We start from the raw sequence: 26,326 nt of genomic DNA on the forward strand, positions 1-26,326 counted from the left end.
GCGGGCCGCTGTGTGACAGGTGCCGCCTACCGCTCCCGCTCGACCCGCCGCTCGTCCCACACCGGCTCCGAGGTCTCGCGCACCACGCCGTCCGACCCGAACACGAGGTACCGGTCGAACGAACGCGCGAACCAGCGGTCGTGCGTCACGGCCAGGACGGTCCCGTCGAACGACTCCAGGCCCTCCTGCAGCGCCTCGGCCGACTCCAGGTCGAGGTTGTCGGTCGGCTCGTCGAGCAGCAGCGCCGTCGAGCCCGCGAGCTCGAGCAGCAGGATCTGGAACCGCGCCTGCTGGCCGCCGGACAGGCGGTCGAAGGGCCGCTCGGCGGCAACGGTGAGCTCGTAGCGCCGCAGCAGCGACATCGCCTTGCCCTTGTCCTGGGCGTGGTCCTCCCACAGGATGTCGAGCAGCGCGCGGCCGAACAGCTCGGGGTGCGCGTGCGTCTGCGCGAAGTGCCCGGCGACGACCCGCGCCCCCAGCTTCCACGAGCCCGTGTGCGTTACGTCCCCGCCCGCGAGCAGCCGCAAGAAGTGCGACTTGCCCGAGCCGTTCGAGCCCAGCACCGCCACCCGTTCGCCGTAGAAGACCTCCAGGTCGAACGGCTTCATGAGGCCCGTGAGCTCCAGGCCGGCACACGTCACCGCCCGCAGGCCCGTGCGCCCGCCGCGCAGGTGCATGGTGATGTCCTGCTCGCGCGGCGGCTCGGGCGGAGGTCCTGCCTCCTCGAACTTGCGCAGCCGGGTCTGCGCGGCGCGGTAGCGGGAGGCCATGTCGGGGCTGGCCGCCGCCTGGTTCCGCAGCGTCAGGACCAGCTTCTTGAGCTGCGCGTGCTTCTCGTCCCAGCGCCGGCGTAGCTCCTCGAACCGCGCGAACCGCTCGCGCCGCGCCTCGTGGAACGTGGCGAACCCGGCGCCGTGCACCCAGGCGTCGGCGCCCGCGGGACCGGGCTCCAGCGACACGATCCGGTCCGCCGCCCGCGACAGCAGCTCCCGGTCGTGCGACACGAACAGGACGGTCTTCTTGGTGGCCTTGAGCTGCGCCTCCAGCCAGCGCTTGCCCGGCACGTCCAGGTAGTTGTCCGGCTCGTCGAGCAGGAGCACCTCGTCGGTCCCGCGCAGGAGCGCCTCCAGCACGAGCCGCTTCTGCTCGCCGCCCGACATCGTCCGCACCTCGCGGAACTGCACCCGGTCGTACGGCATGCCGAGCGCGGCCATGGTGCACACGTCCCAGAGGGTCTCGGCCTCGTACCCGCGCACCTCTGCCCAGTCCGAGAGCGCCTGCGCGTACGCCATCTGCGCGGCCTCGTCGTCCACGGTCAGCATCGCGTGCTCGGCCTCGTCGACGGCGCGCGCCACCTCGCGCAGGCGGGGCGCCGACACGGACACCAGCAGGTCGCGCACCGTGGTCTCGTCGCGCACCGACCCGACGAACTGGCGCATGACGCCGAGCCCGCCGCCCACCACCACGGAGCCGCCGTGCGGCGTGAGCTCACCGGTGATGAGGCGCAGCAGCGTGGTCTTGCCGGCACCGTTCGGGCCGACGATCGCCGTCGCGCTGCCCTCGCCCACGCGGAACGAGACGTCCCCCAGGAGGGTCCGGCCATCCGGCAGGTGGTACTCGACGTGCGCGACTTCAAGATGGCCCATGGGTCACCATGGTCCGACGTCGGACGGGCCAGGACCAAACTGTTTCCTGACCGACGTCTCCGGACCGTTCTCGCCGGAGCCCCGTCGACCTGTGGACGGGGACCGCAGATGTCGGTGGCGTGCTGTTGACTGTTCCCCGTGAGTACAGATGCTGATGCTGGAACCGGTCCGGTGACGGACGCCCCCGCCGTCGCCTCCCTCAGCTATGAGCAGGCACGCGACGAGCTCGTGCAGGTCGTCGGCCGCCTGGAGACCGGCGGGGAGCCGCTGGAGACGTCGCTCGCGCTCTGGGAGCGCGGCGAGGCTCTTGCCGCCCGCTGCCAGGAGTGGCTCGACGGCGCCCGCGAGCGTCTCGCCGCCGCGCAGAACGGGTCGGCGCAGAACGAGTCGCCCGCGTCGCCGGAGGACGCCGAGTGAGCGCGCACGTCCTCGCCGTGGGCGAGGCTCTCGTGGACGGTGTGCACCGGCCTGACGGCTCCTCGGCCGAGCATCCCGGTGGCAGCGTCGCCAACGTCGCGCTGACGCTGGGCCGCCTGGGCCGGGAGGTCCGGCTCGCGACGTGGCTCGGGGCCGACGCCCGGGGCGACCTGGTGCGCGGCTGGCTCGCCGACTCTGGGGTCGAGCTCGTCGAGGGCAGCGACGGCGCGGAGCGCACCAGCACCGCGGTGGCCACGCTGGACGAGGGCGGATCGGCCACCTACGAGTTCGACCTGACCTGGGACGTCCCGACGGCGGCAGCGGCCGGCGCCGAGACGCTCGCGGTCCACGCCGGCTCCATCGCGGCGATGCTGCAGCCGGGCGCCGCCGAGGTCGGCACGCTGCTGGACAGCGCAAGGACGACGTCGACCATCACGTACGACCCGAACGCGCGGCCCGCGATCATGGGCTCCGCCGACGAGGTGCGGCCGCGCGTCGAGGCGCTCGTCCACGTCTCGGACGTGGTCAAGGTGAGCGACGAGGACCTGGGCTGGCTCTACCCCGACACCGACCCCGTCGCCGTCGCACGTGAGTGGCAGCGCGGCACGCCCGCGCTGGTGGTGGTCACCTTCGGCGGCAAGGGCGCGGTGGCCGTGTCCGACGCCGGGGAGGTCGAGGCGGTGGCCCCGCAGGTCGAGGTGGTCGACACCGTGGGGGCCGGCGACTCGTTCATGGGGGCCCTGATCGACGGGCTGTGGGAGCACGACCTGCTCGGCGCCGAGCGGCGGGACGCCCTGAACGCCGTCGACTCGGCGACTGTGCAGCGGATCCTGGACCGGTGCTGTGCGGTCGCCGCGATCACCGTGTCGCGGGCCGGCGCCAACCCGCCGCGTCGTGCTGAGGTCGGACAGTGAGGCCCGACCTGAGCCCCGACCGGCTCAGCCCGCGCGACGCCTGGGCGCTGCTGCGCTCCGGCAACGACCGGTTTGTCGCGGACGCGCCCGCGCACCCGTCGCAGAACGCGGACCGACGGCGTGAGCTGCAGGCCGCGCAGCACCCGCACACCGTGATCTTCGGCTGCTCGGACTCCCGCGTCGCCGCGGAGATCATCTTCGACCAGGGCCTGGGCGACGTCTTCGTGGTCCGCACCGCCGGGCACGTCCTGGACACCACGGTGATCGGCTCGATCGAGTACGGGGTCGACGTGCTCGGTGCGTCCCTCGTGGTGGTGCTGGGGCACGACTCGTGCGGTGCGGTCGCCGCCGCCGCGCACACCCTCGCCACGGGCGAGCAGCCCAGCGGGTTCGTGCGCGCAGTGGTGGACCGGGTGATCCCGTCGATAGTGAACATCACGTCGGGTGACCCGGCCGGGGCCATGGCTGCCCTGTCCGACCAGGACGTGCTGCGCCGTGAGCACGTGAAGCACACCGTGGGGATGCTGCACGGCTACTCGGCCGGGCTGGCCCGCGCCGTCGAGGAGGGCCGGTGTGCAGTGGTCGGCCTCGAGTACGACCTCGCGGTGGGCAGCGCGCGCATGGTCAATGTGATCGGGGACGTCGGCGAGCTGCCCACCCCCTTGGACGAGCCGCGCACGGGGTGACACGAGTCACGCGTTCAGGTGCGTTGCCGCGCCGAGGCTGCGGCACGATAGACCTATGACTGCTGACACCGTCGTCCCTTCGAGCTCGCCCGAGTCCGGCGACACGACCGACTACCGCATCGAGCACGACACCATGGGCGAGGTCCGCGTCCCCGCGAACGCCCTGTATCGAGCGCAGACGCAGCGTGCCGTCGAGAACTTCCCGATCTCCGGCACGCCCCTAGAGCACGCCCACATCGAGGCTCTCGCTCGCGTGAAGAAGGCTGCCGCCACCGCGAACGCGGAGCTCGGCGTGCTCGACCAGGACATCGCCGACGCGATCGTCGCCGCCGCGGACGAGGTCGCCTCCGGCAAGTACGACGCCCACTTCCCGATCGACGTCTACCAGACCGGCTCGGGGACGTCGTCGAACATGAACACCAACGAGGTCATCGCGACGCTCGCCACCGCCGCGCTCGGCAAGGACGTGCACCCGAACGACCATGTCAACGCGTCGCAGTCGTCGAACGACGTCTTCCCCACGTCGGTGCACGTCGCCGCGACGTCGGGCGTCGTGAACGACCTGATCCCCGCGCTGACCCACCTGGCCGGCGCCCTGCAGGCGAAGTCCGTCGAGTACGCGACGGTCGTGAAGTCCGGCCGCACGCACCTCATGGACGCCACCCCGGTCACGCTCGGCCAGGAGTTCGGCGGGTACGCCGCCGCGATCCGCTACGGCGTCGAGCGCCTGCAGGCCGCGCTGCCGCGCGCCGCCGAGGTCCCGCTGGGCGGCACCGCCGTCGGCACCGGCATCAACACCCCCGCCGGCTTCCCGCAGCGGGTCATCGCCCTGCTCGCGCAGGACACGGGCCTGCCGCTGACCGAGGCGCGCGACCACTTCGAGGCACAGTCCGCACGGGACGGCCTGGTCGAGCTGTCGGGCGCGCTGCGCACCATCGCGGTGTCCCTGACGAAGATCTGCAACGACCTGCGCTGGATGGGCTCCGGCCCCAACACTGGCCTGGGCGAGATCGCGCTGCCCGACCTGCAGCCGGGCTCCTCGATCATGCCGGGCAAGGTCAACCCGGTCATCCCCGAGGCAGTGCTCATGGTGTGCGCGCGCGTCATCGGCAACGACGCCACGGTGACGTGGGCCGGCGCGTCCGGCTCGTTCGAGCTCAACGTGCAGATCCCGGTGATCGCGCAGGGCGTGCTGGAGTCGATCCGCCTGCTGTCGAACTCCTCGCGCGTGCTCGCGGACAAGACGATCGTCGGGATCACCGCGAACGTCGACCGCGCCCGCGCGCTGGCCGAGTCGTCGCCGTCGATCGTCACGCCGCTGAACCGCGTGATCGGCTACGAGGCAGCGGCCAAGGTGGCCAAGCACGCGGTGAAGCAGGGCATCACCGTGCGCCAGGCCGTGCTCGACCTCGGCTTCGTCGAGCGTGGCGAGGTCACCGAGGCGCAGCTCGACACGGCCCTCGACGTGCTGTCCATGACGCGCCCGCCGCAGGCCTGAGCATGAGCCGCCCGCCCCGCTGAGCCGGCCAGGCAGGCAGCCAGGCAGGCAGCCAGGCAGGCAGCCAGGCAGGCAGCCAGGCAGGCAGCCAGGCAGGCAGCCAGGCAGGCAGGCAGGCAGGCAACAAATCGTAGGCATGAGAACGGCTGGCACCCGAACCCGGGTACCAGCCGTTCTCACGCTCTGAGGTCAGCTCCAGACGAGGGTCTGGCCCTCCTTGTCCTGGAACTTCGACCGCGCGATCGCGATGATGTCGACGATCGACCAGACGACACCGCCGGCGCCGAGCGTCACGACGGTCACGCCGATCACGGCGAACCCGGTGCCGATCTTGCCGACGTAGAAGCGGTGCACACCGAGCGTCCCCAGGAAGATGGCGAGCAGCAGCGCGACGAGGGTGTTCTTCTCGCTCGTCGCGGCCGTGCGGGGAGTGGTGGTCTCGGTCATTTCATGTCTCCAAGGATTGACGGTGAGCCCCTTGCCCACCGTGGCAGGAGCGCAAGGTATCTAGAACTGCACTTAATGCACCAATCGCCCAGACCGGACGCCACCCGCGCCATGAGCCCTCCCACGGGACCCGGCGACGCACGCAAGACAACGAGGGCCGCTTCCCGTAGGAAGCGACCCTCGTTGCGTGCAACTGCTAGCTGGTGGGGGGCAGTCAGGCCACGGGCGCTTCGACAGCCTCGGTGGTCGCGGGAGCAGCGGCCGGCGCCGAGCCCTCGGCGTCGTCCTTCGCGGCCTGGAGGATGAGCGCCGTGGCGACGGCGGCGCCGACCGTGGCGACGGTGGCGACCGTGGCCGCGATCGCGACCTGGGTCGCGACGGTGGCAACGCCCCACTCGCTGCCGGCGATCTCCTCGGCGCGCTCCTGGGCGGCCTTACGCTGCTCCTTGCCGACCAGACCGGACACGAGGCCGGACCCGTGCAGCAGGGAGATCAGGGTCGCGGTGCGCTCGTCGGGCTCGGCGCCCTCGACGAGGACCTTCGTGAGGTTGGTGCGCAGCGCCGTCTCGTGGCTCGAGTCGGCGGCGGGCCAGCGGGTGACCGGGAGCATCCGGAAGAGCCGGGTCTCCTCCTTCTCGAGGATCCCGCGCTCGACGAGAGCCGCCAGGAGGTTCTCCTCCGCGTTCTCGGAGATGGCCTCGACGACCTTCCGGGCGGGCGCGTCGGGGGCGTCGAGCGCGGCCTGCAGCGCGGCGTCGAGCGCCACGTGACCGGTGGGGCTGTTGTCGGTGACAAGGATCGTGGCGTCACCGGCCTTCTCGCGCTCCTCCTTGGTCGCGCCGGCCTCCGGCGCGCCCCGCAGCAGGGTCTTGTTCGCGGCGGCGAGGTCGGCCAGGAGCGCGCCGGCGAGGCGAACACCCAGGTTGTCGACGTTGGCGGTCTTGCCCGTCTCGTCGTCGACGGCAAGCAGCAGGAAGTCTTCGGCAATCAGCATGGCCCGATGCTATATCCGACAAGGGAGACAAAGTCCCAATTGAGACGGCGGTGGCGGCGAACGCAGCTGCGCCCCGCAGCAACTCGCGGCATCGTGGACTTTGGTTAGCCTTACCTAAGGTGCTACTCTCGCTGTGCACGCCAGGAGAGGCGGGCCGCCGAACATGCGGGGCTGGGGGGTTCCGTTCGGCCGGCACGCCTCTCCCGTGCCAGCGGTTCATGAACGCGTCAGGCGCCCAGGCCACCAAAAGGTGACCTGGGCGCCTGACACGCGAGAGGGGCCGGTCAGACCTCCAGCCGCTCCAGCATGTCGGTCACCAGCGCCGCCACCGGCGAGCGCTCCGACCGGGTCAGGGTCACGTGCGCGAACAGCGGGTGCCCCTTGAGCGCCTCGATCACGGCCGCGACGCCGTCGTGCCGCCCCACCCTCAGGTTGTCGCGCTGCGCGACGTCGTGGGTGAGCACCACGCGCGAGCTCTGGCCGATCCGCGACAGCACCGTCAGCAGGACGTTGCGTTCGAGGGACTGCGCCTCGTCCACGATGACGAACGAGTCGTGCAGCGAGCGCCCGCGGATGTGCGTGAGCGGCAGCACCTCGAGCATGTCTCGGGCGATGACCTCCTCCAGGACGGCGGGCGAGACCACCGCGCCGAGGGTGTCGAAGACGGCCTGCGCCCACGGGTTCATCTTCTCGGTCTCGGACCCGGGCAGGTAGCCCAGCTCCTGACCGCCCACCGCGTACAGCGGCCGGAACACGACCACCTTGCGGTGCTGCTGCCGCTCCAGCACGGCCTCCAGGCCGGCGCACAGGGCGAGCGCCGACTTGCCCGTGCCGGCCCGGCCGCCGAGCGAGACGATCCCGATCTCCTCGTCGAGCAGCAGGTCGATCGCCACTCGCTGCTCGGCCGAGCGGCCGTGCACGCCGAACACCTCCTGGTCGCCGCGGACCAGCCGCACCCGCTTGTCCGCCGTCACCCGCCCCAGCGCGGAGCCGCTCGGGGAGTGCACCACCATGCCCGTGTGCACGAGGAGCGGTGCCGCCGCCTCGGCAGACGCCGGGTCCAGCGTGGCGATCTCTACCGACTCGTTCTCCCAGAGGGCACCCATCTGCTCGTCCGACAGGTCGATCTCACGCATCCCGGTCCAGCCGGAGTCCACCGCGAGCTCGGCCCGGTACTCCTCGGCCTGCAGGCCGACGGCGGACGCCTTCACCCGCATCGGCAGGTCCTTGGAGACGACCGTGACGCTGTTGCCCTCGGCCGCCAGGTTGGCGGCGACGGCGAGGATCCGCGTGTCGTTGTCGCCCAGCCGGAAGCCGGCGGGCAGGACGGTCGGGTCGACGTGGTTGAGCTCCACCCGCAGGGTTCCGCCCGCGTCCCCCACCGGGACCGGTGAGTCGAGGCGGCCGTGCTGGACGCGCAGCTCGTCCAGCATCCGCAGGGCGCTCCGGGCGAAGTACCCGAGCTCGGCGTGGTGCCGCTTGGCCTCCAGCTCCGTGATGACGACGATCGGGAGTACGACGTCGTGCTCCGCGAACCGCAACATCGCCTTCGGGTCACTCAACAGCACGGATGTGTCGATGACGAAGGTCCTGCGTTCGTCACCTGCCGCGCCGGAAGCGGCGTCGGCACTCTGGTCGGACGGACGGGTGGTGGGTGCGGAATGGCTCACTGCGGTTCTCCCTCCGGCGCCGAAACGCCGTGACAACCTCGTCGCTACCTGGCGGGTACCGCCTGTCGGCGGAACCGGCCCGGACGAACCGGGGCTGGTGGATGGGCCGAGCGACCGACTCGGTGCGCCGCATCGTGGCGCAGAGCCGGGACCGGCCCTTCTCCACGGAGCGAGCACTCCATAGGTTGGCCTCCCGAAGGGGCGACTGGGTGCCGTCCCTGAACTGGAAACTACGCGCACTGCCATCCCGTGACCAGACCCGCGCCCCGGCGGGTCGCAAGTTGTCACGAACTGTTCACACGGTGGTAATGACTTCATTTTTTCTCCAAGAAACTGCAAAACTCGCTGGAAGGCACGCCCAAGCGGCAGGATGGACGCATGGCTTCCTTCGCCGTACTCCTCCGCGCCGTCAATCTCGGGCCCGGCCTGCGGGTCACGTCCGCCGACCTGCGCGGCGCCGCCGACGACGCGGGCCTCGCGGCGGCCCGCACGCTCCTGAACAGCGGCAACCTCGTGGCCACGCCCGGTACCTCGGGCGCCACGCGGGCCGACGACGTCGCGCGCCTGGTGCAGGAGCACCTCACCGCCCGGGTGGGCCAGGAGGTCCGCGCCGTCGGGCTGAGTGCCGAGCAGCTGGAGGCGATCGCCGAAGCCAACCCCTTCCCCGCGGCCGCCCGGGACGACCCGTCCCGCCTGCAGGTCCACGTCCCGTTCGGTGACCTCGACGAGGCGGGCATCGCCCGGCTCGACCTGGCGAACCCCGGCCGGGAGATGCTCGCGACCGCCGTCGGCGTGCTGTACGTGCACTACGTGGACGGGATCGGCCGGTCGACGCTCACGCCGAAGGTCGTCGACAAGGCCGTCGGCGCGCCGACCACCGCCCGGAACTGGAACACGATCACCAGGCTGCGCGCGGCATGCGCGGAGCTCGCGTCGCCGTAGGCCGGGCAAGCGCGCCCGGTAAAGTAGAGCTCGGGTGTGCCGGGAAGTCTGGTCGGCGTGGACCGGGTCGACCGGTCCGGCTCAGACGACCCGCAAAGCCGAGAGGACAGCCGTTGATCGGTAACGCTCCTGCCCCCACCCGCACCCAGCGCCTGCGCACCTGGATCTCCCGCGAGACGACCGGCGGCGCGCTCCTGATCGGCGCCGCCTTCCTTGCCCTGCTGTGGGCCAACTCCCCCTGGCGGGAGGCGTATCAGACCCTTTCCGACACGGTGGTGGGCCCCGCCGCGATCGGGCCGCTGCCGGTCCACCTCGACCTCCCCCTCGACACCTGGGCCGCCGACGGGCTGCTCGCGATCTTCTTCTTCGTGGTCGGCGTCGAGCTCAAGCAGGAGTTCGTGGCGGGCAGCCTGCGCAACCCGAAGGAAGCGGGCGTCCCCATGATCGCCGCGGTGGGCGGCATGGCCGTGCCCGCGCTGATCTATGTCGGCACCCTGCTGGTGCTCGACGAGCCCGGCGCGCTGCGCGGCTGGGCCATCCCGACCGCCACAGACATCGCGTTCGCGGTGGGCGTCCTGGCCATCTTCGGCCGCGGGCTGCCGACGGCGATCCGCACCTTCCTGCTGACGCTCGCCGTGGTCGACGACCTGCTCGCGATCATCGTCATCGCGATCTTCTACACCAGCGAGATCCACTGGCTGTCGTTGCTCGGTGCCCTGGCGTGCGTCGCGCTGTTCGCCTGGCACGTCCGGTCGCGCAGGCCCCGGTGGTTCGTCCTGCTGCCGCTGGCCGTGGTGGCCTGGACCTGCATGCACGCGTCCGGCGTGCACGCGACCATCTCGGGCGTGCTGCTCGGCTTCACCGTCCCGGCGCTCGCGATGCACGGCGAGGCCACGTCGCGCACCGCCCAGTACGAGCATCGGGTCAAGCCCGTCTCGTCGGGCTTCGCGCTGCCCGTGTTCGCGTTCTTCGCCGCGGGCGTCTCGCTGGTCGACGGCGACGGGCCGGGCGCCGTGATCGGCCAGCCGGTCGTCGCGGCGATCGCCGCCGGCCTCGTCCTGGGCAAGCTCGTGGGCGTGCTGGGCACCACCGCGCTGATCACCCGCATCACGCCGCTGCGCCTGCCGGCGGGGATCGGCGTGCGGGACCTGCTGCCCGTCGGATTCCTGGCCGGTATCGGGTTCACGGTGTCGCTGCTGATCAGCGAGCTGTCCTTCGGCGACTCCGAGCACACCGACGGCGCCAAGATCGCGATTCTCGGCGCCTCGGTGCTCGCCGCGATCCTGGGCGGCATCTCGCTGCGCTGGGACGCACGACGCGCCCGGACGGCGGACATGAACCTCGACGGCATCTCCGACGACGTCCACGACTACATCGGCGACCCCAAGGACCGCGAGTCCCACTGACCCCCCTTTGTTGTGGGCGTGATCGTTGCGCCTAAAACGGGCACGTAGTCGCAACGATCACGCCCACAACAAACGTCAGAGCTCCAGGAGGAGGGCCTCGCCCTGGCCTCCCCCACCGCACAGGCCGACGGCGGCCCGGCCCCCACCGCGCCGCGCCAGCTCGTGCGCCGCGTGCACGGCGATGCGGGCGCCGGACGCCCCGACGGGGTGCCCCAGCGAGATCCCGCCGCCGTGCATGTTGACGATGTCCAGCGGCAGGCCCAGCGCCTTCGCGGACACGCCGACCACGACGGCGAACGCCTCGTTGATCTCCACGAGGTCGAGGTCCGACGCCGTCCACCCCTCCCGCTCCAGGGCCTGGGCGATCGCGTGGGCCGGCTGGGAGTGCAGCGAGTTGTCCGGGCCGGCCACCTGGCCGTGCGCCCGGACCGTCGCGAGCACGGGCACGCCGGCCGCCTCCGCACGTCCGCGCGTCGTGAGCACGAGCGCCGCGGCGCCGTCGGAGATCTGCGACGAGTTGCCCGCCGTCAGCGTTCCCTCGCCCGCGAACGCGGGGCGCAGCTTCGCCAGCGACTCGGGCGTCGTATCGGGCCGCACACCCTCGTCGGTGCGTACCTCCACCGGTTCGCCGCGGCGCTGCGGCACCAGCACGGGCGCCAGCTCCGCCTCGAACAGCCCGTCCTTCGCCGCCGCGGCCGCCCGCTGGTGCGACGCGGCGGCTATCTCGTCCTGCTCCTGCCGCGACACGAACACCGAGCCCGAGTTGTGGTCCTCCGTCGAGATGCCCATCGAGACGCCGTCGAACGAATCGGTCAGCGCGTCGTGCGCGACGGAGTCGACGAGCTCCGCCGAGCCGTAGCCGTACCCGAACCGGGATCCGGCCAGCAGGTGCGGGGCGTTCGTCATCGACTCCTGCCCGCCCACCAGCACCACCGACGCCTCGCCCGTGCGCAGCAGTCGCGCCCCGTCGATGATCGACGTCAGCCCCGAGAGGCACACCTTGTTCACCGTCACGGCCTGCACGTCCCAGGACACGCCCGCGGCCACCGCCGTCTGCCGGGCCGGGTTCTGGCCCGCTCCGGCCTGGATCACCTGGCCGAAGACCACCTTGTCGACGTCGGCCGCCAGCGTCCCCGCGCCCTCCAGGGCGCGCCGCGCCGCGACGGCGCCCAGCTCGACGGCGCTCAGCGCGGACAGGGACCCCTTCAGGCGTCCCTGCGGCGTCCGCGCCGCCGAGACGATCACCACGTCGTCAGCACTGTGCACTGCATTCAGGTCAGTCATGAGGCCTCCTTCGGCCGCTCGTATTCAGCGTATCCCTCGGTACTTCCCGCACCCGTTCGCGCGTTCGATCCTCCCCTGCGTCCTCCGGTCACCGGTCGGCGAAGTCCCACCGGCCCGGCGCCGAGAAGAACGCCCAGGTACCACCCATCGGGGCCTCGTCGACGCCCGGCCGCCCGTAGTCGCACACCCCGTCGGCGAAGACCTGCCGCAGCCGGTCCCACTGCTCGGTGGTCATGGTCGGATAGTCGGCCTGGTCGGGCGACGTGCGCCGGCACGTGATCACGTCGCTGGCGAGCGGGCCGCCGGCGACGATCCGCGGCGAGGTGAACGTCGGGTAGAGCTCGTGGCACTGCCCGGCGTCGGGCCGGATGTCCTCGACGATCTTCTTGCTCTCCAGCTCCTCCGACGAGCCGATGGCGCCCGGCGTCCAGCAGGCGTCGACCAGGTCGGCCGGCTTGCTGTCGACGACGACGTCGTGCGGGTCGCGCCGGGACCCGTCGGCCTCGATCGCCAGGATCCACCGGTCCATCTGCTCGAGAGCCTGGACCAGCACCGGGTTGCCCGCGTCGAGGCCGCCGTAGGTGTCGTCCTGGACCAGCATCACCTGGTTGTCGGCGTCACCGTTGGCCTCGATCAGCCGCTCCTGCGTGGAGAACGAGTGGTAGCGCATGTGGATGTCGCCGCCCACCAGGCCGTCCGTGTACGCGCGGAAGTCGATGATCGGCGTCCGGGACAGCCCGCCCCCGCCGTCGAGCATCCGGCCGGTCTGGTACGCGGCCCGGCGGGCCGCGGGGTCGGCCTGGATCCGCTCGTCCGTCGGCTCGGCGTCGATGTCGAAGCCGCCGATGCCTGCGTTCAGGTCGAGGAACTGGTCCACGGTGATCTTGCCGTCCTGCAGGGCCGTCAGGCCGTACTGCACCCCGACGTTGTCCAGCGGGCGCCGCGCGAACCCGGTGCCGCGATCGATCCCGTAGACGTTGCGCGTGTGGTCCCAGATCGTCGCGCGGGCTCCGGTCGGGTTCGTCACGGCGTTGTAGCGAACCTCGAGCGGCACCGACGCGTCGAACTCGGCGTCCGGGTCGAGGCGCTGGGCACCGGTGCTCTGCGCGGCGATCGCCCGGTGCACCCCGAAGCCCGCCACGGCGAGCTCCTGCGCCGCGGTGAAGCTGGCCGCACCGGGCTCGTCGCCGGTGAACCAGGTGCGCAGCAGGCGCGCGTCGGCGAGCTTCTGCGACGTGCCGAAGCCGACGTCGGGAAAGCTGCAGCCCACGATGATCCCGTCCAGCAGGCCCGGGTACGAGTCGGCGGCCTGGTGCGCCTGGTACGCGCCGCCCGAGCAGCCCCAGCCCATCGTGTACGCGGGCTCGCCGTACGCCTCGACGAACCGTTCCCGGGTCATCGCCAGGGACTCCGTGGTCAGCAGGTCCGAGCAGTTGTTGCCGAACGCGTTGAGCGTGTTGGAGGCGACGGCGAAGCCGCGCGACAGCATCGAGTCGACCAGCACGCCGCCCGTCGACGCGCCCTGCGTGTACCAGCCGCCGCGGCAGCCGCCCCCGAACGTGTAGACCAGCCGGCCGTTCCAGCCCTGGCTGCGCTGGTGCGCCGTCGGCTCCGGCTCGGCGGCCGGGTCGTGCAGGCTCGCGATCTCGTAGATCCCGCGGTTCACCGTGCCGATCTCGATCCGCACGATGTACGGGACCTCCGTACCGTCCAGGGTCGTGGTCGTGGCCAGGTCCGCGGGGTGCTGGGCCGGGTCCGGCAGCGGCCGGAAGGCGCCGCCCGTGGTGCGGTACAGGTACTCGACCCGGGTCGCGAGCGAGCAGTTCTCGTCGATCGGCGGCCCGCCCCGAACCCCCGCCGGGCTCCGGTACTCGGTCGTCTCGCAGTAGAACGGCGCCTCCTGCGGCCCCGAGAACACGGGTCCCGTGACCGGGTGCGCGGAGACCCGCTGGGCCGACGTCGCCGCGCCGGGCACCCGGGCGACCAGGTTGTGGTGACCCGGATCGAGCCCATCGACCAGGCCGAGCAGCCCGTCGCGATCGGGCTCGAACAGCCCGGTCACGTCCGCGCCGTCGCGCGTCACCGTCACCTCGTCCGCGTCCACCCAGGCCGGGACCTCGACGCGGACCAGGGTCTCCGACCCGCTCACGGCGTCCGGCCGGCTCGACACCGTGGTGATCCGCAGGCCGCGGCCGTTCGACGCACCCTCGTCCGACGTGTCCTCCGCGGCGGCGGACGTCGCGATCGCGAGCGGAGCGAGGAGGGCGGCGGCCGCGAGGCTGGTCAGCAGCCTGCGGCCGAGCCGGCCGCTGAGTGGCCGACGGCGGAGCGGTGGCCGGGTGAGCGGTCGACGGCGCGAGGGCAGGGGCATGGGGTAACTCCTCGTTGAGTTAGAGCCGAGTGGTGCCTGGCAAGCGTCAAGCCGGACAATCCCATGGCAACGTAACGATTCCGGCGAAACGGCGTCAAGAATCCGGGCCGGGGTTCCCCGGCCCGGACCCTCCGCTCAGCACGACCGGGCTCGGCACCACTGGCTCAGCACGGCCGGCCAGCACGACCGGCTCAGCGCCGCCCGCTCACCCCGGCGACCCGGCGAGCTCCACCGCAATCTCCGGCTCCGTGTGGTGGACGATCTCCTCGACCGTCACGCCCGGCGCGAGCTCCCGCAGCACCAGCCCGGACGGCGTCACGTCGAGCACCGCCAGGTCGGTGATGATCCGGTTCACCACGCCCTTGCCGGTCAGCGGCAGCGAGCACTCGCGAAGGATCTTCGGCGACCCGTCGCGCGCCACGTGCTCCATCAGGACGATCACGCGCCCGGCCCCGTGCACCAGGTCCATGGCGCCACCCATGCCCTTGACCATCTTGCCGGGGATCATCCAGTTGGCCAGGTCCCCCGTGGCCGAGACCTGCATGCCCCCCAGGATCGCGGCGTCGATCTTGCCGCCGCGGATCATGCCGAACGACGTCGCCGAGTCGAAGATCGACGAGCCCGGCAGCAGCGTCACCGTCTCCTTGCCCGCGTTGATGAGGTCGGGGTCCACGGCGTCCTCCGCCGGGTACGGCCCCACGCCGAGGATGCCGTTCTCGGACTGCAGCACCAGGTGCCGGTCGTCGGGCACGTAGTTCGGCACGAGCGTCGGCAGCCCGATGCCCAGGTTCACGTACATGCCGTCGGTCAGCTCGCGCGCCGCGCGCGCGGCCATCTCCTGTCGCGTCAAAGCCATGGTTCAGCCCTCCTTGCTGTCCGACGGCGCGGTCCCCGGCGTAGCGGTGCCCGACGGCGTTGCCTCCGACGGCGGCGCGACCGTGCGCCGCTCGATCCGCTTCTCGATGTCGGTGCCGACCAGCACCACGCGGTGCACGTAGACGCCCGGCAGGTGCACGGCGTCGGGGTCGATCTCGCCCGGCTCGACGAGCTCCTCGACCTGCGCGATGCACACCCGCCCCGCCATCGCGGCGAGCGGCGAGAAGTTGCGGGCCGACTTGTTGAACACGAGGTTCCCGTGCCGGTCGCCGCGCAGGGCGTGCACCAGCGCGAAGTCGGTGCTGATCGCCTCCTCCAGCACGTACTCGGCGGCGTCCGGCCCGGCGCCGGTGGCGAACGTGCGCACCTCCTTCGGCGGGGACGCGATGGCGACGCCACCGGCGCCGTCGTACTTGCGCGGGAGGCCGCCGTCGGCCACCTGGGTGCCCACGCCGGTGCGCGTGAAGAAGGCGGCGATACCCGCGCCCCCGGCGCGGAGCTTCTCGGCGAGCGTGCCCTGCGGGGTGAGCTCCACCTCGAGCTCGCCCGAGAGGAACTGCCGCTCGAACTCCTTGTTCTCCCCGACGTACGAGCTGGTCATCTTCGCGATGCGCTGGGCGTTCAGCAGCAGGCCGAGGCCCCAGTCGTCGACGCCGCAGTTGTTGCTCACCACGGACAGGCCGGTGGTGCCCTGCGCCAGCAGCGCCTCGATCAGCGCTATCGGGTTGCCGCACAGGCCGAACCCGCCCACGGCCAGGGAGGCGCCGTCGGGGATGTCGGCGACGGCTTCGGCCGCGCTCTCGACCACCTTGTCGAACCCGGTGCGTGCCACAGTCATCGTTGACTCCTTCATCAGGTCAGTGCCGGCAGGTCATGCCATGTGCCAGTGTCACACCCCGTCGTCGCCGTGTCTTTCATCGCGCGCTCCATCCGCCGTCCATCGTCCACGAGGCGCCGGACACCATCGCGGCGTCCGGCCCCGTGAGCCAGCCGACCAGCGAGGCCACCTCGCCGGGCTCGACGAGCCGCTTCACCGCGGACTCCGCGAGCATCACCTTCGCCACGACCTCCGACTCCGGGATCCCGTGCGCCGTCGCCTGCTGGGCGATCTGCTTCTCCATCAGCGGCGTGCGGACGTAGCCGGGGTTGACGCAGACGCTGGTGACCCCGTGCTCGCCGCCCTCCAGGGCCGTCACCTTGGACAGGCCCTCCAGCCCGTGCTTGGCCGACACGTACGCCGACTTGAACGGCGAGGCCACGAGCCCGTGCACCGACGAGATGTTGACGACCCGGCCCCAGCCCCTCGCGTACATGCCGGGCAGCACGGCGCGCACCAGCAGGAACGGCGCCTCCAGCATGATCCGCTGGACCAGCCGGAAGTCGTCCGGCACGAAGTCCTGGATCGGGTTGATCCGCTGGATGCCGGCGTTGTTCACCAGCACGTCCGCCTCCAGCTCCAGGGCGTCGAGCGCGTGGGTGTCGGACAGGTCCACCACCCACGCCTCGCCGCCCACCTCCTCGGCGACGGCCTTGGCGCCGTCGCCGTCGAGGTCGGCCACCGTCACGTGCGCGCCGCGCGCGGCGAGCTCCCGCACGCACGCGGCACCGATGCCGCTCGCGCCGCCGGTCACGAGGGCCCGTCGCCCCTCCAGGGTCGGATTCATCGTCGGTCCTTCTCCTCGGTCGTCCTGCATCGCTCGGCCGGTTACCGCTCGGCCGTCCACCACTCAGCCGTCCGGCCCGTCCGGCGGCCCGGAACCACTCAGTCGTCCTGCACCACGAGCGCCCGCTCGCGTGCCTGGTCAGCGGCGTCGAGGTCGTGCAGCGAGGCGCCCCGGGTCTCGCGCAGGGCGAGCGCGGCGACCAGGGTGACGGCGGCCGCGATGGCCATGTAGACGGCGGTGGGCCACCAGGACCCGGTGTCCTTGAGCCAGGTCGTGGCCAGGATCGGGGCGATGGAGCCCGCCACGATGGACGTCACCTGGTAGCTGATCGAGACGCCGGAGTACCGCATCCGCGTGGGGAACATCTCCGCCATGATCGCCGGCTGCACCGCGTACATCAGGGCGTGGAACAGCAGGCCGGCCATGAGGACGGCGAGGATCAACCACGTGTTCTGGGTGTCCATCGCCGGGAAGGCGAACCAGCACCAGGTCGCGCCGAGCACGGCGCCGGTCACGTACAGCGGCTTACGGCCGATGCTGTCGGCGAGCCGCCCCACGACGAGGATCACCAGGAAGTGGAAGGCGTGCGCTGCCGCGACGACGCCGAGGATGCGCGTGGTGTCCATGCCGAGCGCGGTGCCGAGGTAGACGATCGAGAAGCTCACCACGAGGTAGTACAGGATGTTCTCCGCGAACCGCAGGCCCATGCCGGTCAGCACGCCGCGGGGGTAGCGCTTGATGACCTCGAGCACGCCGTAGCCCTTGGTGCCCTCGTCGATCTCGGCCTTCGCCTCCTCGTAGATCGGGGCGTCGGAGACCCTGGTGCGCACGTAGTAGCCGATGACGATGACCACGGCGGAGAGCCAGAACGCGACGCGCCAGCCCCAGGAGAGGAACGCGGCGTCGGTCAGGGTGGCGGACATCGTGTAGAGCACGACGGTGGCGAGCAGGTTGCCGGCGGGTACGCCCGCCTGCGGCCACGCCGTCCAGCGGGCCCGCTCGTCGTCCTTGCTGTGCTCGGCCACGAGCAGGACGGCACCGCCCCACTCCCCGCCGAGCGCGACGCCCTGCACGAAGCGCAGCACCACCAGGAGCGCCGGGGCGAGGAAGCCCACCTGCTGGAACGTGGGCAGGCAGCCCATCAGCACGGTCGCGACGCCGATGAGCAGGATCGTGAACTGCAGCGTGTGCTTGCGCCCGAGCTTGTCGCCCAGGTGGCCGAAGATGACGCCGCCCAGCGGACGGGCGAGGAAGCCCACCGCGTAGGTCACGAACGCCGCGATGATCGCGTCGTACTCGTTGCCCGTCTCGGGCATGAGGACCTTGTTGAACACGAGCGCGGAGGCGGTCGCGTAGAGGAAGAAGTCGTACCACTCGACGACGGTGCCCGCCATCGAGGCGGCGACGATGCGTCTGATCAGCGACCGGTCTTCCGGTGCGCCGGCGTTCTGTTGTGCACTCTGCTGTGCAGACATGCTGCTCCTAGGTGTCGACTCTGACACGGGATGTGACTGGGGGCCACGTTGACCTGCAGAGTGTTTCGGGGAAACGGCGGGCGGAGCAATGACGAAGTGGGCAGACGCCGTGTGCACGAATGCACACTCGTGGCCCGCCACATCGCCCACGACATCGCCCGCTGCGGCGCCGCGGCTTGGTAGCGTCGCCGCATGCCAGCCCGCAACGACCCGCCGGCCGGCCAGGTAGCCGACCAGCTCCTGGTGCTGCTTGAGGTCGCCCGCACCGGCCGGTACACGACGGCGGCGCAGGCGCTCGGCGTCAACCACACCACCGTCGCCCGCAACATCACCGCGCTGGAGCGCGCCCTCGGCGGGCGCCTCCTGGTGCGTGGCGCGGACGGTTGGGAGCTGACGGCGCTGGGCTTGCGCGCGGCGCGTGCGGGCGAGGCGGTGTCGGACGCCGTCGACCGGCTCGTCGCCGGCGACAACGAGGCCGACCCCATCACCGGCGTCGTCCGGATGACGGCGACCGACGGGTTCAGCGCGTACGTCGCCTCCCCCGCGATCGCGCGGCTGCGGGGCGAGCACTCCGAGCTGTCCGTGGAGCTCGTCACCGTCACCCGCGTGGCGACGCACCACCGCTCGGGGGTCGACATCGACGTCGTCGTCGGGGACCTGAGCGTGCAGCGGGCCAAGGCGGTGCGCCTGGGCGAGTACGTGCTCGGGATGTACGGCTCGCGCGACTACCTGGCGCGGCACGGCACGCCGGCCACGGTCGCCGAGATGTCCCGGCACGGGCTGGTCTACTTCGTCGACTCCATGCTCCAGGTCAACGACCTCGACGCGCCGCGCCGCCTGGTACCTGGCATGCGGGACGCGCTCGCCTCCACCAACGTGTTCGTGCACGTCGAGGCCACGCGCGCCGGGGCGGGGCTCGGGTTCCTGCCCTGCTTCATGGCCGACCGGCACGACGACCTGGTGCGGCTCCTGCCCGACGAGGTGACCGAGCGGCTGCCCTACTGGGCTGTGATCCGCAGCGAGTCCTGGCGCCGGCCCGCGGTGGCCGCCGTCGTACGGGTGCTGGCCGAGGAGATGACCCGGCAGGAGGACCGCATGCTGGGGCTCCGGCCGGGCGCCTGACTACCCGCCGCGCACGGCAGGCAGCTGCGCCGTGACGCGGAGCCCGCCTGCGGGGCGGGCGACGACGGTGAGCGTTCCGTCGTGGGCCTGGACGATGCTCTTGACGATCGCCAGACCGAGGCCGACACCCGCATGGTCGCCGCGGATGCGTTCGGTACCGCGCTGGAACGGTTCGGTGAGTGTCGAGGCGAGCTGCGGAGCGAGCCTCTCGCCGGTGTTCTCGACGGTGAGCAGGACGGCCCCGGGGCCGACGGCGGTGTTGACCCAGACGGCGCCGTGCCTGGAGAGGTTGTGGACTATCGCGTTGTGCAGGAGGTTGGTCGTCATCTGCAGCAGGAGCGCGTGCGAGCCGACGGTGGGGGTGATGTCGCCGGAGGCCTCGACGGTGACGCCGCGTCTCTCCGCGAGCGGGAGGAGCGTCTCGGCGGCTTCCTCAGCGATGAGGGACAGGTCGACGTGCTCCCGGGCGAATGATCGCTGGTCGGCGCGGCTGAGCAGGAGCAACGCCTCGGTGAGGTCGATCGCCCGGGCGTTGACGGCGTGGAGGCTCTCGACGAGCTCGCCGGTGCGGTGGTCCGGATCGTTGCGGGCGACGTCGAGCAGGGTCTGCGAGATCGCGAGCGGGGTGCGTAGCTCGTGGGAGGCGTTGGCCGCGAACCTCTGCTGTTCGGCGACGTGTGCTTCGAGCCGCGCGAGCATGGTGTCGAAGGCGTCGGCGAGCTCGCGGAACTCGTCGTTGCGGCCCTCCAGCTCGATCCGGTGGGAGAGCGAACCGTTCGTGGCCCTCCGCGTGGCGTCCCTGATGCGGTCCAGTGGGGCGAGCATCCGGCCGGCGAGCAGCCACCCGCCCAGTAGGCCGAACACCAGCAGGAAGATCAGCGCCGTGCCCGCGCGCGGCGCGAAAGCGCGCCAGAGGTCGGACCGGTTGGGAATGAACCCTCCCGGGCCGTACATGACCTCGCTGTCAGGCACGTAACGCAGCAGGAACACCCACACAACCGCGATCAGCAGGGCGCTGGCCAGCATGAGGAATCCGGCGTAGCTGAGGGTGAGCTTGAGGCGAACGCTCAACCCGGGCTGCCTATCCACGGCCCGCTCCCTCATGCCCGGCGTCCGGACGGGTGTCGATGCGGTAGCCGACGCCGGGCACGGTGGCGATGATCCAGGGTTCGCCGAGGCGCTTGCGCAGCGCCGAGACGGTGATGCGCACGGCGTTGGTGAACGGGTCGGCGTTCTCGTCCCACGCCCGCTCCAGCAGCTCCTCGGCGCTGACGACGCCACCCTCGGCGGCGACGAGAACCTCGAGCACGGCGAACTGCTTCCTGGTCAGCGCGACGTACCGGCCGTACCGGTAGACCTCGCGGCGGAACGGGTCCAGACGCAGGCCCGCGATCTCCCGCACGGGCGGCCTGCTGTGCGCGCGCCTGCGGTCGAGCGCCCTGAGCCTGAGCACGAGCTCGCGCAGGTCGAACGGCTTGGTGAGGTAGTCGTCGGCGCCGAGCCCGAACCCGGAGGTCTTGTCGTCAAGCCGGTCGGCAGCGGTGAGCATCAGGATCGGCAGACCGCTCCCGGACTCGACGATGCTCTCGGCGACCTCGTCACCCGAGGGCCCGGGAATGTCGCGGTCGAGGACGGCGACGTCGTAGGCGTTGACGCTCAGCAGCTCCAGGGCGGTGTCGCCGTCACCGGCGATATCGGCCGCTATCGCCTCAAGGCGCAGCCCGTCACGGATGGCCTGCGCCATGAGGGGCTCGTCCTCGACGACCAAGACACGCATGCTCCCGATGCTACGAGCGGGCGCATATCGTGGGCGTAGCGAAACGACGTGCCCGCCGTCAGTCCTCGGGAGCGTGCCGCTCCAGGAACTTGTAGACCTCGGTGGTCTCCACCCCGGGGTAAGCGCCCGAGGGCATCGCGGCCAGCATCGACGCGTGGGGCCGCGCCGAGGGCCAGGCGAAGTCGCCCCACTTGGCCGTCAGGTCCTCGGGCGGACGCCGGCAGCACGACTCGTCGGGGCACCGCGAGGCTGACCGTACGGTGGTCTCCCGCCCGGAGAACCACTTGACGTGCGCGAACGGCACGCCGACCGACACGGAGAACGCGCCGTCCGAGGTGTTCTCCACCCGCGAGGTGCACCAGTAGGTGCCCGACGGCGTGTCCGTGTACTGCGCGTACGGGTTGAACCGGTCCTCGACGTCGAACACCTGGCGCGCCGTCCACTTCTTGCACACGTGCTGGCCCTCGACGGCGCCCAGGGCGTCCGACGGGAAGCGCACGCCGTCGTTCTCGTACGCCTTGTGCAGGATCCCCGACTCGTGGACCTTCATGAAGTGCACCGGGATGCCGAGGTGGCGCGTGGCGATGTTCGTGAACCGGTGCGCAGCGGTCTCGAACGACACCCCGAAGGCGTCGCGCAGGTCCTCGATCGCGATCTCCCGCTCGTCCTTGGCGTCGCGCAGGAACTTCACGCCCGGCTTCTCCGGCACCATCAGGGCCGCGGCCAGGTAGTTCGCCTCGACGCGCTGGCGCAGGAACTCGCCGTAGTCGCCGGGCTCGGTGTGGTCGAGCACGTGGGACGCAAGCGCCTGCAGCAGCGCCGACCGGGTGTTCGAACGCCCCCGGAACCCCTTGGACGGCAGGTAGACGCGCCGGTTCCGGGTGTCGATGACGGAACGCGTCGAGTGCGGCAGGTCGCTCACGTAGTGCAGCGTGAAGCCCAGGTGCGCCGCGATCTCGGCGGCCATGCGCTGCGGCAGCGGCCCGGACGTGTGCCCGACGTCGGCCAGCAGCTCCTTCGCCACCTGCTCCAGCTCGGGCAGGTAGTTGTCCTTGGCGCGCATCTCGTCGCGCAGCTCACCGTTGGCCCGGCGGGCCTCCTCAGGCGTGGCCGCGCGCTCGGTGTGCAGCCGCTCCAGCTCGCGGTGCAGCGCCAGGATCGTCCCGAGCGCGTCGTGGGGCAGGGACTTGCCGATGCGCACGCCCTCGATCCCGAGGGACGCGAACAAGGGGCCGCGCTGCACCCGCTCGAGCTCGATCTCCAGCCCGTCGCGCTCCGACGGCGCCTCCGTCGACAGGAGGTCGTCCACACCCGCGCCGAGCGCCCGGGCGATGGCCTGCAGCTGGGAGAACTTGGGCTCGCGCTTGCCGTTCTCCAGCGTGCTGATCTGCGACGGAGCCCGATCGATCGCCGAGGCGAGGTCTTCGAGGGTCATGCCCTTGCTGGTCCGCAGGAACCGGATGCGGCGTCCGATCGTGAGGGCGTCCGGTTCGGCGTCGGCCGCTGGGACCGCAGCCGTGCCCGCCTTGGCCGCGGCTGTACCCGTCGTCGCACCCGCCGCCGTCGAGCGACCGGTCCGTCCGCTCTGCGTGGCACGCGAAGATGTTGCGTTTCGCGCGGTTCTGCGATTTTCAGTGGTTCCTGCCATGCCCGAGGGTGACATACGGGAGGGCTTCCGATCAACAGAAGAACTCAAGTTCTTCTACTCGGTTCTGCTTGAGAAGTGGGTAACGCAGGGCAGAAGGTCGTTACACGGCACCCGGCAGACGCGGTGACCACGTTCCGCCCCGAGAAGGAGACCCGCCATGAGCGCACCCACGATCGATCACACGTCAGAGGCCACTGCGTCCGAGACGACCGCGGCCACCGCGGCGACCCCCGTGCGCACCGGCGACCAGGTGCAGACCGCTGCGGAGCTGCAGCAGTCCTGGGAGTCCGACCCCCGCTGGGCCGACATCGAGCGCACCTACACCCCCGAGGACGTCATCGCGCTGCGCGGCTCGGTCGGCGAGGAGAACACCCTCGCCCGCCGCGGCGCCGAGCGCCTGTGGCGCCAGCTGCACGAGGAGGACTACATCAACGCCCTCGGGGCGCTGACCGGCAACCAGGCGGTGCAGCAGGTCAAGGCAGGCCTGCAGGCCATCTACCTCTCCGGCTGGCAGGTCGCCGGCGACGCGAACCTCTCGGGCCAGACCTACCCCGACCAGTCGCTCTACCCGGCCAACTCGGTGCCGGCCGTGGTCCGCCGCATCAACAACGCGCTGCTGCGCGCCGACCAGATCGACGTCTCCGAGAACGGCACCCCCACCCGCGACTGGCTCGCCCCGATCGTGGCCGACGCCGAGGCCGGCTTCGGCGGCCCGCTCAACGCGTACGAGCTGATGAAGTCGATGATCCAGTCGGGCGCCGCGGGCGTGCACTGGGAGGACCAGCTCGCCTCGGAGAAGAAGTGCGGCCACCTGGGTGGCAAGGTGCTCATCCCCACCCAGCAGCACGTGCGCACGCTCAACGCCGCCCGCCTCGCGGCCGACGTCGCCGACGTCCCGTCGATCGTGATCGCCCGGACCGACGCCGAGGCGGCGACCCTGATCACGTCCGACGTCGACGAGCGCGACCGCCCGTTCATCACCGGCGAGCGCACCAACGAGGGCTTCTACAAGGTGCGGAACGGCATCGAGCCGTGCATCGCCCGCGCCAAGGCCTACGCGCCCTACTCCGACCTGATCTGGATGGAGACCGGCACGCCGGACCTCGAGCTCGCGCGCAAGTTCGCCGAGGCCGTCAAGGCCGACTTCCCCGACCAGATGCTGAGCTACAACTGCTCGCCGTCGTTCAACTGGAAGAAGCACCTGGACGACGACACCATCGCGAAGTTCCAGCGCGAGCTGGGCGCCATGGGGTTCAAGTTCCAGTTCATCACCCTGGCCGGCTTCCACGCCCTGAACTACTCGATGTTCGACCTCGCCCACGGTTACGCCCGCGAGCAGATGACGGCGTACGTGAAGCTGCAGGAGGCCGAGTTCGCCGCCGAGGAGCGCGGTTACACCGCGACCAAGCACCAGCGCGAGGTCGGCACCGGCTACTTCGACCGCGTCGCGACGGCGCTCAACCCCGACTCGGCGACCACCGCCCTGGCCGGCTCCACCGAGGCGGCGCAGTTCTGATGACCACCACCATCGACACACCTGCCCAGGGCACCAGCCCCTACGACGCCGACGCCGGCCTGTCCGGGCTCGGCACCCCGCCGGCGGCCCACCGGTCGTCCGCCCCGGCGGCCCGCACCGCGGCCACCCCGCCGTCCGCCCCCGCTCCCGCACCGGCGCCCGTCCCGGCGCCCGTGCCCCGGAGCTCGGCCCCCAGCACGCTGCCGAACGGCGGGGTGGCCGCGTCGGGGACCGGCGCCCGCCGGGGCGTGATCACCGTGACCGGCCCCGTCGGGCCGCGGTACGGCGAGATCCTGACGCCGGACGCGCTGGCGTTCCTCGCCCTGCTCCACGACCGGTTCGACGCCCGCCGCGACGAGCTGATCGCGCAGCGCCAGCTGCGCCGTCAGGACATCGCGGACGGCAGCGACCCCGACTTCCGGGCCTCCACCCGGCCGGTGCGCGACGACCCGCACTGGCAGGTCGCCGGCTCGCGCCGCGCGCCCGGCCTGGAGGACCGCCGCGTCGAGATCACGGGTCCCACCGACCCGAAGATGACTATCAACGCGCTGAACTCCGGCGCCCGGTGCTGGCTGGCCGACGCCGAGGACGCCTCCAGCCCCACGTGGCCCAACGTGGTGGAGGGGCAGCTCGCGCTGCACGACGCGATCCGCGGCACGCTCAGCTTCACGAGTGAGGGCGGCAAGGAGTACACACTGCGGTCGACTGACCTCGTGGACCTCCCGACCATCGTGTTCCGCCCGCGCGGCTGGCACCTCGACGAGGCCCACCTGCGCTACACGGACGCGAACGGCATCACGAGCAGCGCCCTGGGCAGCCTCGTGGACTTCGGCCTCTACTTCTTCCACAACGCGGCCGAGCTCATCACCCGCGGCCGCGGCCCGTACTTCTACCTGCCCAAGCTCGAGGGCTACAAGGAGGCGCGGCTGTGGAACGAGGTGTTCGAGGTCGCGCAGGACGCGCTCGGCATCCCCCGCGGGACCGTCCGGGCCACCGTGCTCATCGAGACGCTGCCCGCGGCGTTCGAGATGGAGGAGATCCTCTACGAGCTGCGCGACCATTGCGCGGGGCTGAACGCCGGCCGCTGGGACTACCTGTTCTCGGTGATCAAGTGCTTCCGCACGCGTGGTGAGTCGTACGTGCTGCCGGACCGCGCCCAGGTCACCATGACCGCGCCCTTCATGCGGGCGTACACCGAGCTGCTCGTCGCCACCTGCCACAAGCGGGGGGCACACGCCATCAGCGGCATGAGCGCGTTCATCCCGGACCGCCGCAACCCGGAGGTCACCCGGCAGGCGTTCCAGCAGGTCGCCGCGGACAAGAAGCGCGAGGCCGGCGACGGCTTCGACGGCACCTGGGTCGCCCACCCCGACCTGATCCCGGTGGCCGAGGCCGAGTTCGACGCGGTGCTCGGCGACGCGCCCAACCAGGTCTCGCGCCAGCGGCCCGACGTCGCCGTGGGGCAGCACGAGCTGCTCGACATCGCGTCGGCCCGCCGTGCCGGAGCGACCGTGACGTCCGCCGGCCTGCGGTCGAACGTCTCGGTGGCCGTCCGCTACATCGACGCATGGCTCCGCGGCACCGGCGCCGCAGCGCTCGACAACCTCATGGAGGACGCCGCCACCGCTGAGATCTCGCGGTCGCAGGTGTGGCAGTGGATCGCCTCGGGCACCCTCACCGACGACGACCAGCTGCCCGTGACCCGCGAGCGCGTCGAGGCGATCCTGCTCGACGTCGTCGCCCTGCTGCCGCACGGCCACGGGAACCGGATCGACGACGCGGCCGCGATCTTCCGCGCCGTCGCCCTCGAGGACGACTTCCCGGTGTTCCTCACGAACCCTGCGTACCACGGGCACCTGGTGGGCTCGCCGGTCGATCGGCCCTGAGGCCGGCGTCGGTCAACTCCAAGCTGCCCGACGCCGGGCCGGCCCCTCTCTCTCCCCCCACCACCCCTGGGGTCGGGCCGGCTCGGC

22 protein-coding genes are annotated in these 26,326 nt (G+C 71.6%); 9 read left to right on the forward strand and 13 right to left on the reverse strand.

What is annotated here, in order from left to right:
* Window positions 1-26: 26 nt before the first annotated feature.
* On the reverse strand, window positions 27-1,646 hold the full coding sequence (locus C8K30_RS05645; RefSeq protein ID WP_108491957.1) for an ATP-binding cassette domain-containing protein: 1,620 nt from the start codon (window positions 1,644-1,646) through the stop codon (window positions 27-29).
* 138 nt (window positions 1,647-1,784) lie between these two features.
* Here C8K30_RS05645 and C8K30_RS05650 point away from each other — a divergent pair, with 138 nt between their 5' ends.
* From C8K30_RS05650 to C8K30_RS05665, 4 genes are read left to right on the forward strand one after another with little or no spacing between them, the layout of a single operon-like run.
* On the forward strand, window positions 1,785-2,063 hold the full coding sequence (locus C8K30_RS05650) for an exodeoxyribonuclease VII small subunit (protein WP_233257002.1): 279 nt from the start codon (window positions 1,785-1,787) through the stop codon (window positions 2,061-2,063).
* Window positions 2,060-2,977: a carbohydrate kinase gene (locus C8K30_RS05655; RefSeq protein ID WP_108491959.1), complete on the forward strand. Its 918-nt coding sequence runs from the start codon at window positions 2,060-2,062 to the stop codon at window positions 2,975-2,977. The genes C8K30_RS05650 and C8K30_RS05655 overlap by 4 nt, the downstream gene beginning before the upstream one ends.
* Window positions 2,974-3,663, forward strand: a complete 690-nt coding sequence (locus tag C8K30_RS05660; protein WP_233257003.1) for a carbonic anhydrase — start codon at window positions 2,974-2,976, stop codon at window positions 3,661-3,663. Before C8K30_RS05655 ends, C8K30_RS05660 begins: the two co-directional genes overlap by 4 nt.
* A 55-nt stretch (window positions 3,664-3,718) precedes the next feature.
* Complete coding sequence (locus C8K30_RS05665) at window positions 3,719-5,161, forward strand: aspartate ammonia-lyase (RefSeq protein WP_108491960.1); 1,443 nt, start codon at window positions 3,719-3,721, stop codon at window positions 5,159-5,161.
* 189 nt (window positions 5,162-5,350) lie between these two features.
* Here C8K30_RS05665 and C8K30_RS05670 read toward each other — a convergent pair whose 3' ends face one another.
* The 3 genes from C8K30_RS05670 to C8K30_RS05680 all read right to left on the reverse strand — a co-directional run bounded on the left by C8K30_RS05670 (window position 5,351) and on the right by C8K30_RS05680 (window position 8,146).
* Complete coding sequence (locus C8K30_RS05670; RefSeq protein WP_108491961.1) at window positions 5,351-5,608, reverse strand: TM2 domain-containing protein; 258 nt, start codon at window positions 5,606-5,608, stop codon at window positions 5,351-5,353.
* Between the two features lie 214 nt (window positions 5,609-5,822).
* The gene (locus tag C8K30_RS05675; RefSeq protein ID WP_108491962.1) at window positions 5,823-6,602 is read right to left on the reverse strand and encodes a GPP34 family phosphoprotein; all 780 of its coding nucleotides are present in this window, start codon (window positions 6,600-6,602) and stop codon (window positions 5,823-5,825) included.
* 284 nt (window positions 6,603-6,886) lie between these two features.
* Window positions 6,887-8,146, reverse strand: a complete 1,260-nt coding sequence (locus tag C8K30_RS05680; protein ID WP_233257065.1) for a PhoH family protein — start codon at window positions 8,144-8,146, stop codon at window positions 6,887-6,889.
* A 504-nt stretch (window positions 8,147-8,650) separates the two neighbouring features.
* Here C8K30_RS05680 and C8K30_RS05685 point away from each other — a divergent pair.
* Window positions 8,651-9,214 carry a DUF1697 domain-containing protein gene (locus C8K30_RS05685; protein WP_108491963.1) on the forward strand — a complete coding sequence of 188 codons (564 nt, stop codon included), beginning with the start codon at window positions 8,651-8,653 and terminating at the stop codon, window positions 9,212-9,214.
* Between the two features lie 113 nt (window positions 9,215-9,327).
* Window positions 9,328-10,620, forward strand: a complete 1,293-nt coding sequence (gene nhaA / locus C8K30_RS05690; protein ID WP_108491964.1) for a Na+/H+ antiporter NhaA — start codon at window positions 9,328-9,330, stop codon at window positions 10,618-10,620.
* Window positions 10,621-10,695: 75 nt separating this feature from the next.
* On the opposite strand, the gene C8K30_RS05695 is transcribed toward nhaA, so the two are convergent.
* The 6 genes from C8K30_RS05695 to C8K30_RS05720 all read right to left on the reverse strand — a co-directional run bounded on the left by C8K30_RS05695 (window position 10,696) and on the right by C8K30_RS05720 (window position 18,290).
* Complete coding sequence (locus C8K30_RS05695; RefSeq protein ID WP_108491965.1) at window positions 10,696-11,904, reverse strand: acetyl-CoA C-acyltransferase; 1,209 nt, start codon at window positions 11,902-11,904, stop codon at window positions 10,696-10,698.
* An 88-nt stretch (window positions 11,905-11,992) separates the two neighbouring features.
* Entirely contained in the window at window positions 11,993-14,275 is a 2,283-nt protein-coding gene (locus C8K30_RS05700; protein WP_108491966.1) for a DUF6351 family protein, read from the reverse strand.
* Between the two features lie 205 nt (window positions 14,276-14,480).
* Window positions 14,481-15,131 (reverse strand): CoA transferase subunit B, encoded by a 651-nt coding sequence (locus C8K30_RS05705; RefSeq protein WP_108491967.1) that lies wholly within the window; start codon window positions 15,129-15,131, stop codon window positions 14,481-14,483.
* Between the two features lie 3 nt (window positions 15,132-15,134).
* Window positions 15,135-15,989, reverse strand: coding sequence for a CoA transferase subunit A (locus C8K30_RS05710; RefSeq protein ID WP_165919387.1), 855 nt, complete (start codon window positions 15,987-15,989; stop codon window positions 15,135-15,137).
* A gap of 76 nt (window positions 15,990-16,065) precedes the next feature.
* Window positions 16,066-16,815 (reverse strand): 3-hydroxybutyrate dehydrogenase, encoded by a 750-nt coding sequence (locus C8K30_RS05715; RefSeq protein WP_108491969.1) that lies wholly within the window; start codon window positions 16,813-16,815, stop codon window positions 16,066-16,068.
* Between the two features lie 98 nt (window positions 16,816-16,913).
* A complete protein-coding gene (locus tag C8K30_RS05720) occupies window positions 16,914-18,290 on the reverse strand; it encodes an MFS transporter (RefSeq protein ID WP_108491970.1) in 1,377 nt (458 codons plus the stop codon).
* A 192-nt stretch (window positions 18,291-18,482) separates the two neighbouring features.
* On the opposite strand from C8K30_RS05720, the gene C8K30_RS05725 reads away from it, so the two are divergent.
* Window positions 18,483-19,412, forward strand: a complete 930-nt coding sequence (locus tag C8K30_RS05725) for a LysR family transcriptional regulator (protein WP_108491971.1) — start codon at window positions 18,483-18,485, stop codon at window positions 19,410-19,412.
* On the opposite strand, the gene C8K30_RS05730 is transcribed toward C8K30_RS05725, so the two are convergent.
* The 3 genes from C8K30_RS05730 to C8K30_RS05740 are packed head-to-tail and all read right to left on the reverse strand — an operon-like array spanning window position 19,413 to window position 22,837.
* A complete protein-coding gene (locus tag C8K30_RS05730; protein ID WP_108492530.1) occupies window positions 19,413-20,501 on the reverse strand; it encodes a HAMP domain-containing sensor histidine kinase in 1,089 nt (362 codons plus the stop codon). It lies immediately after the preceding gene.
* Window positions 20,494-21,189, reverse strand: coding sequence for a response regulator transcription factor (locus C8K30_RS05735; protein WP_108491972.1), 696 nt, complete (start codon window positions 21,187-21,189; stop codon window positions 20,494-20,496). Before C8K30_RS05735 ends, C8K30_RS05730 begins: the two co-directional genes overlap by 8 nt.
* A 58-nt stretch (window positions 21,190-21,247) precedes the next feature.
* Window positions 21,248-22,837, reverse strand: a complete 1,590-nt coding sequence (locus C8K30_RS05740; RefSeq protein WP_369939366.1) for a helix-turn-helix domain-containing protein — start codon at window positions 22,835-22,837, stop codon at window positions 21,248-21,250.
* Window positions 22,838-22,994: 157 nt separating this feature from the next.
* Here C8K30_RS05740 and aceA point away from each other — a divergent pair, with 157 nt between their 5' ends.
* Window positions 22,995-24,353 carry an isocitrate lyase gene (aceA, locus tag C8K30_RS05745; RefSeq protein ID WP_233257004.1) on the forward strand — a complete coding sequence of 453 codons (1,359 nt, stop codon included), beginning with the start codon at window positions 22,995-22,997 and terminating at the stop codon, window positions 24,351-24,353.
* The gene (aceB, locus tag C8K30_RS05755; protein WP_233257005.1) at window positions 24,353-26,239 is read left to right on the forward strand and encodes a malate synthase A; all 1,887 of its coding nucleotides are present in this window, start codon (window positions 24,353-24,355) and stop codon (window positions 26,237-26,239) included. Before aceA ends, aceB begins: the two co-directional genes overlap by 1 nt.
* Window positions 26,240-26,326 lie beyond the last annotated feature (87 nt).

Source organism: Promicromonospora sp. AC04, assembly GCF_003058225.1.
Classification (GTDB): domain Bacteria; phylum Actinomycetota; class Actinomycetes; order Actinomycetales; family Cellulomonadaceae; genus Promicromonospora.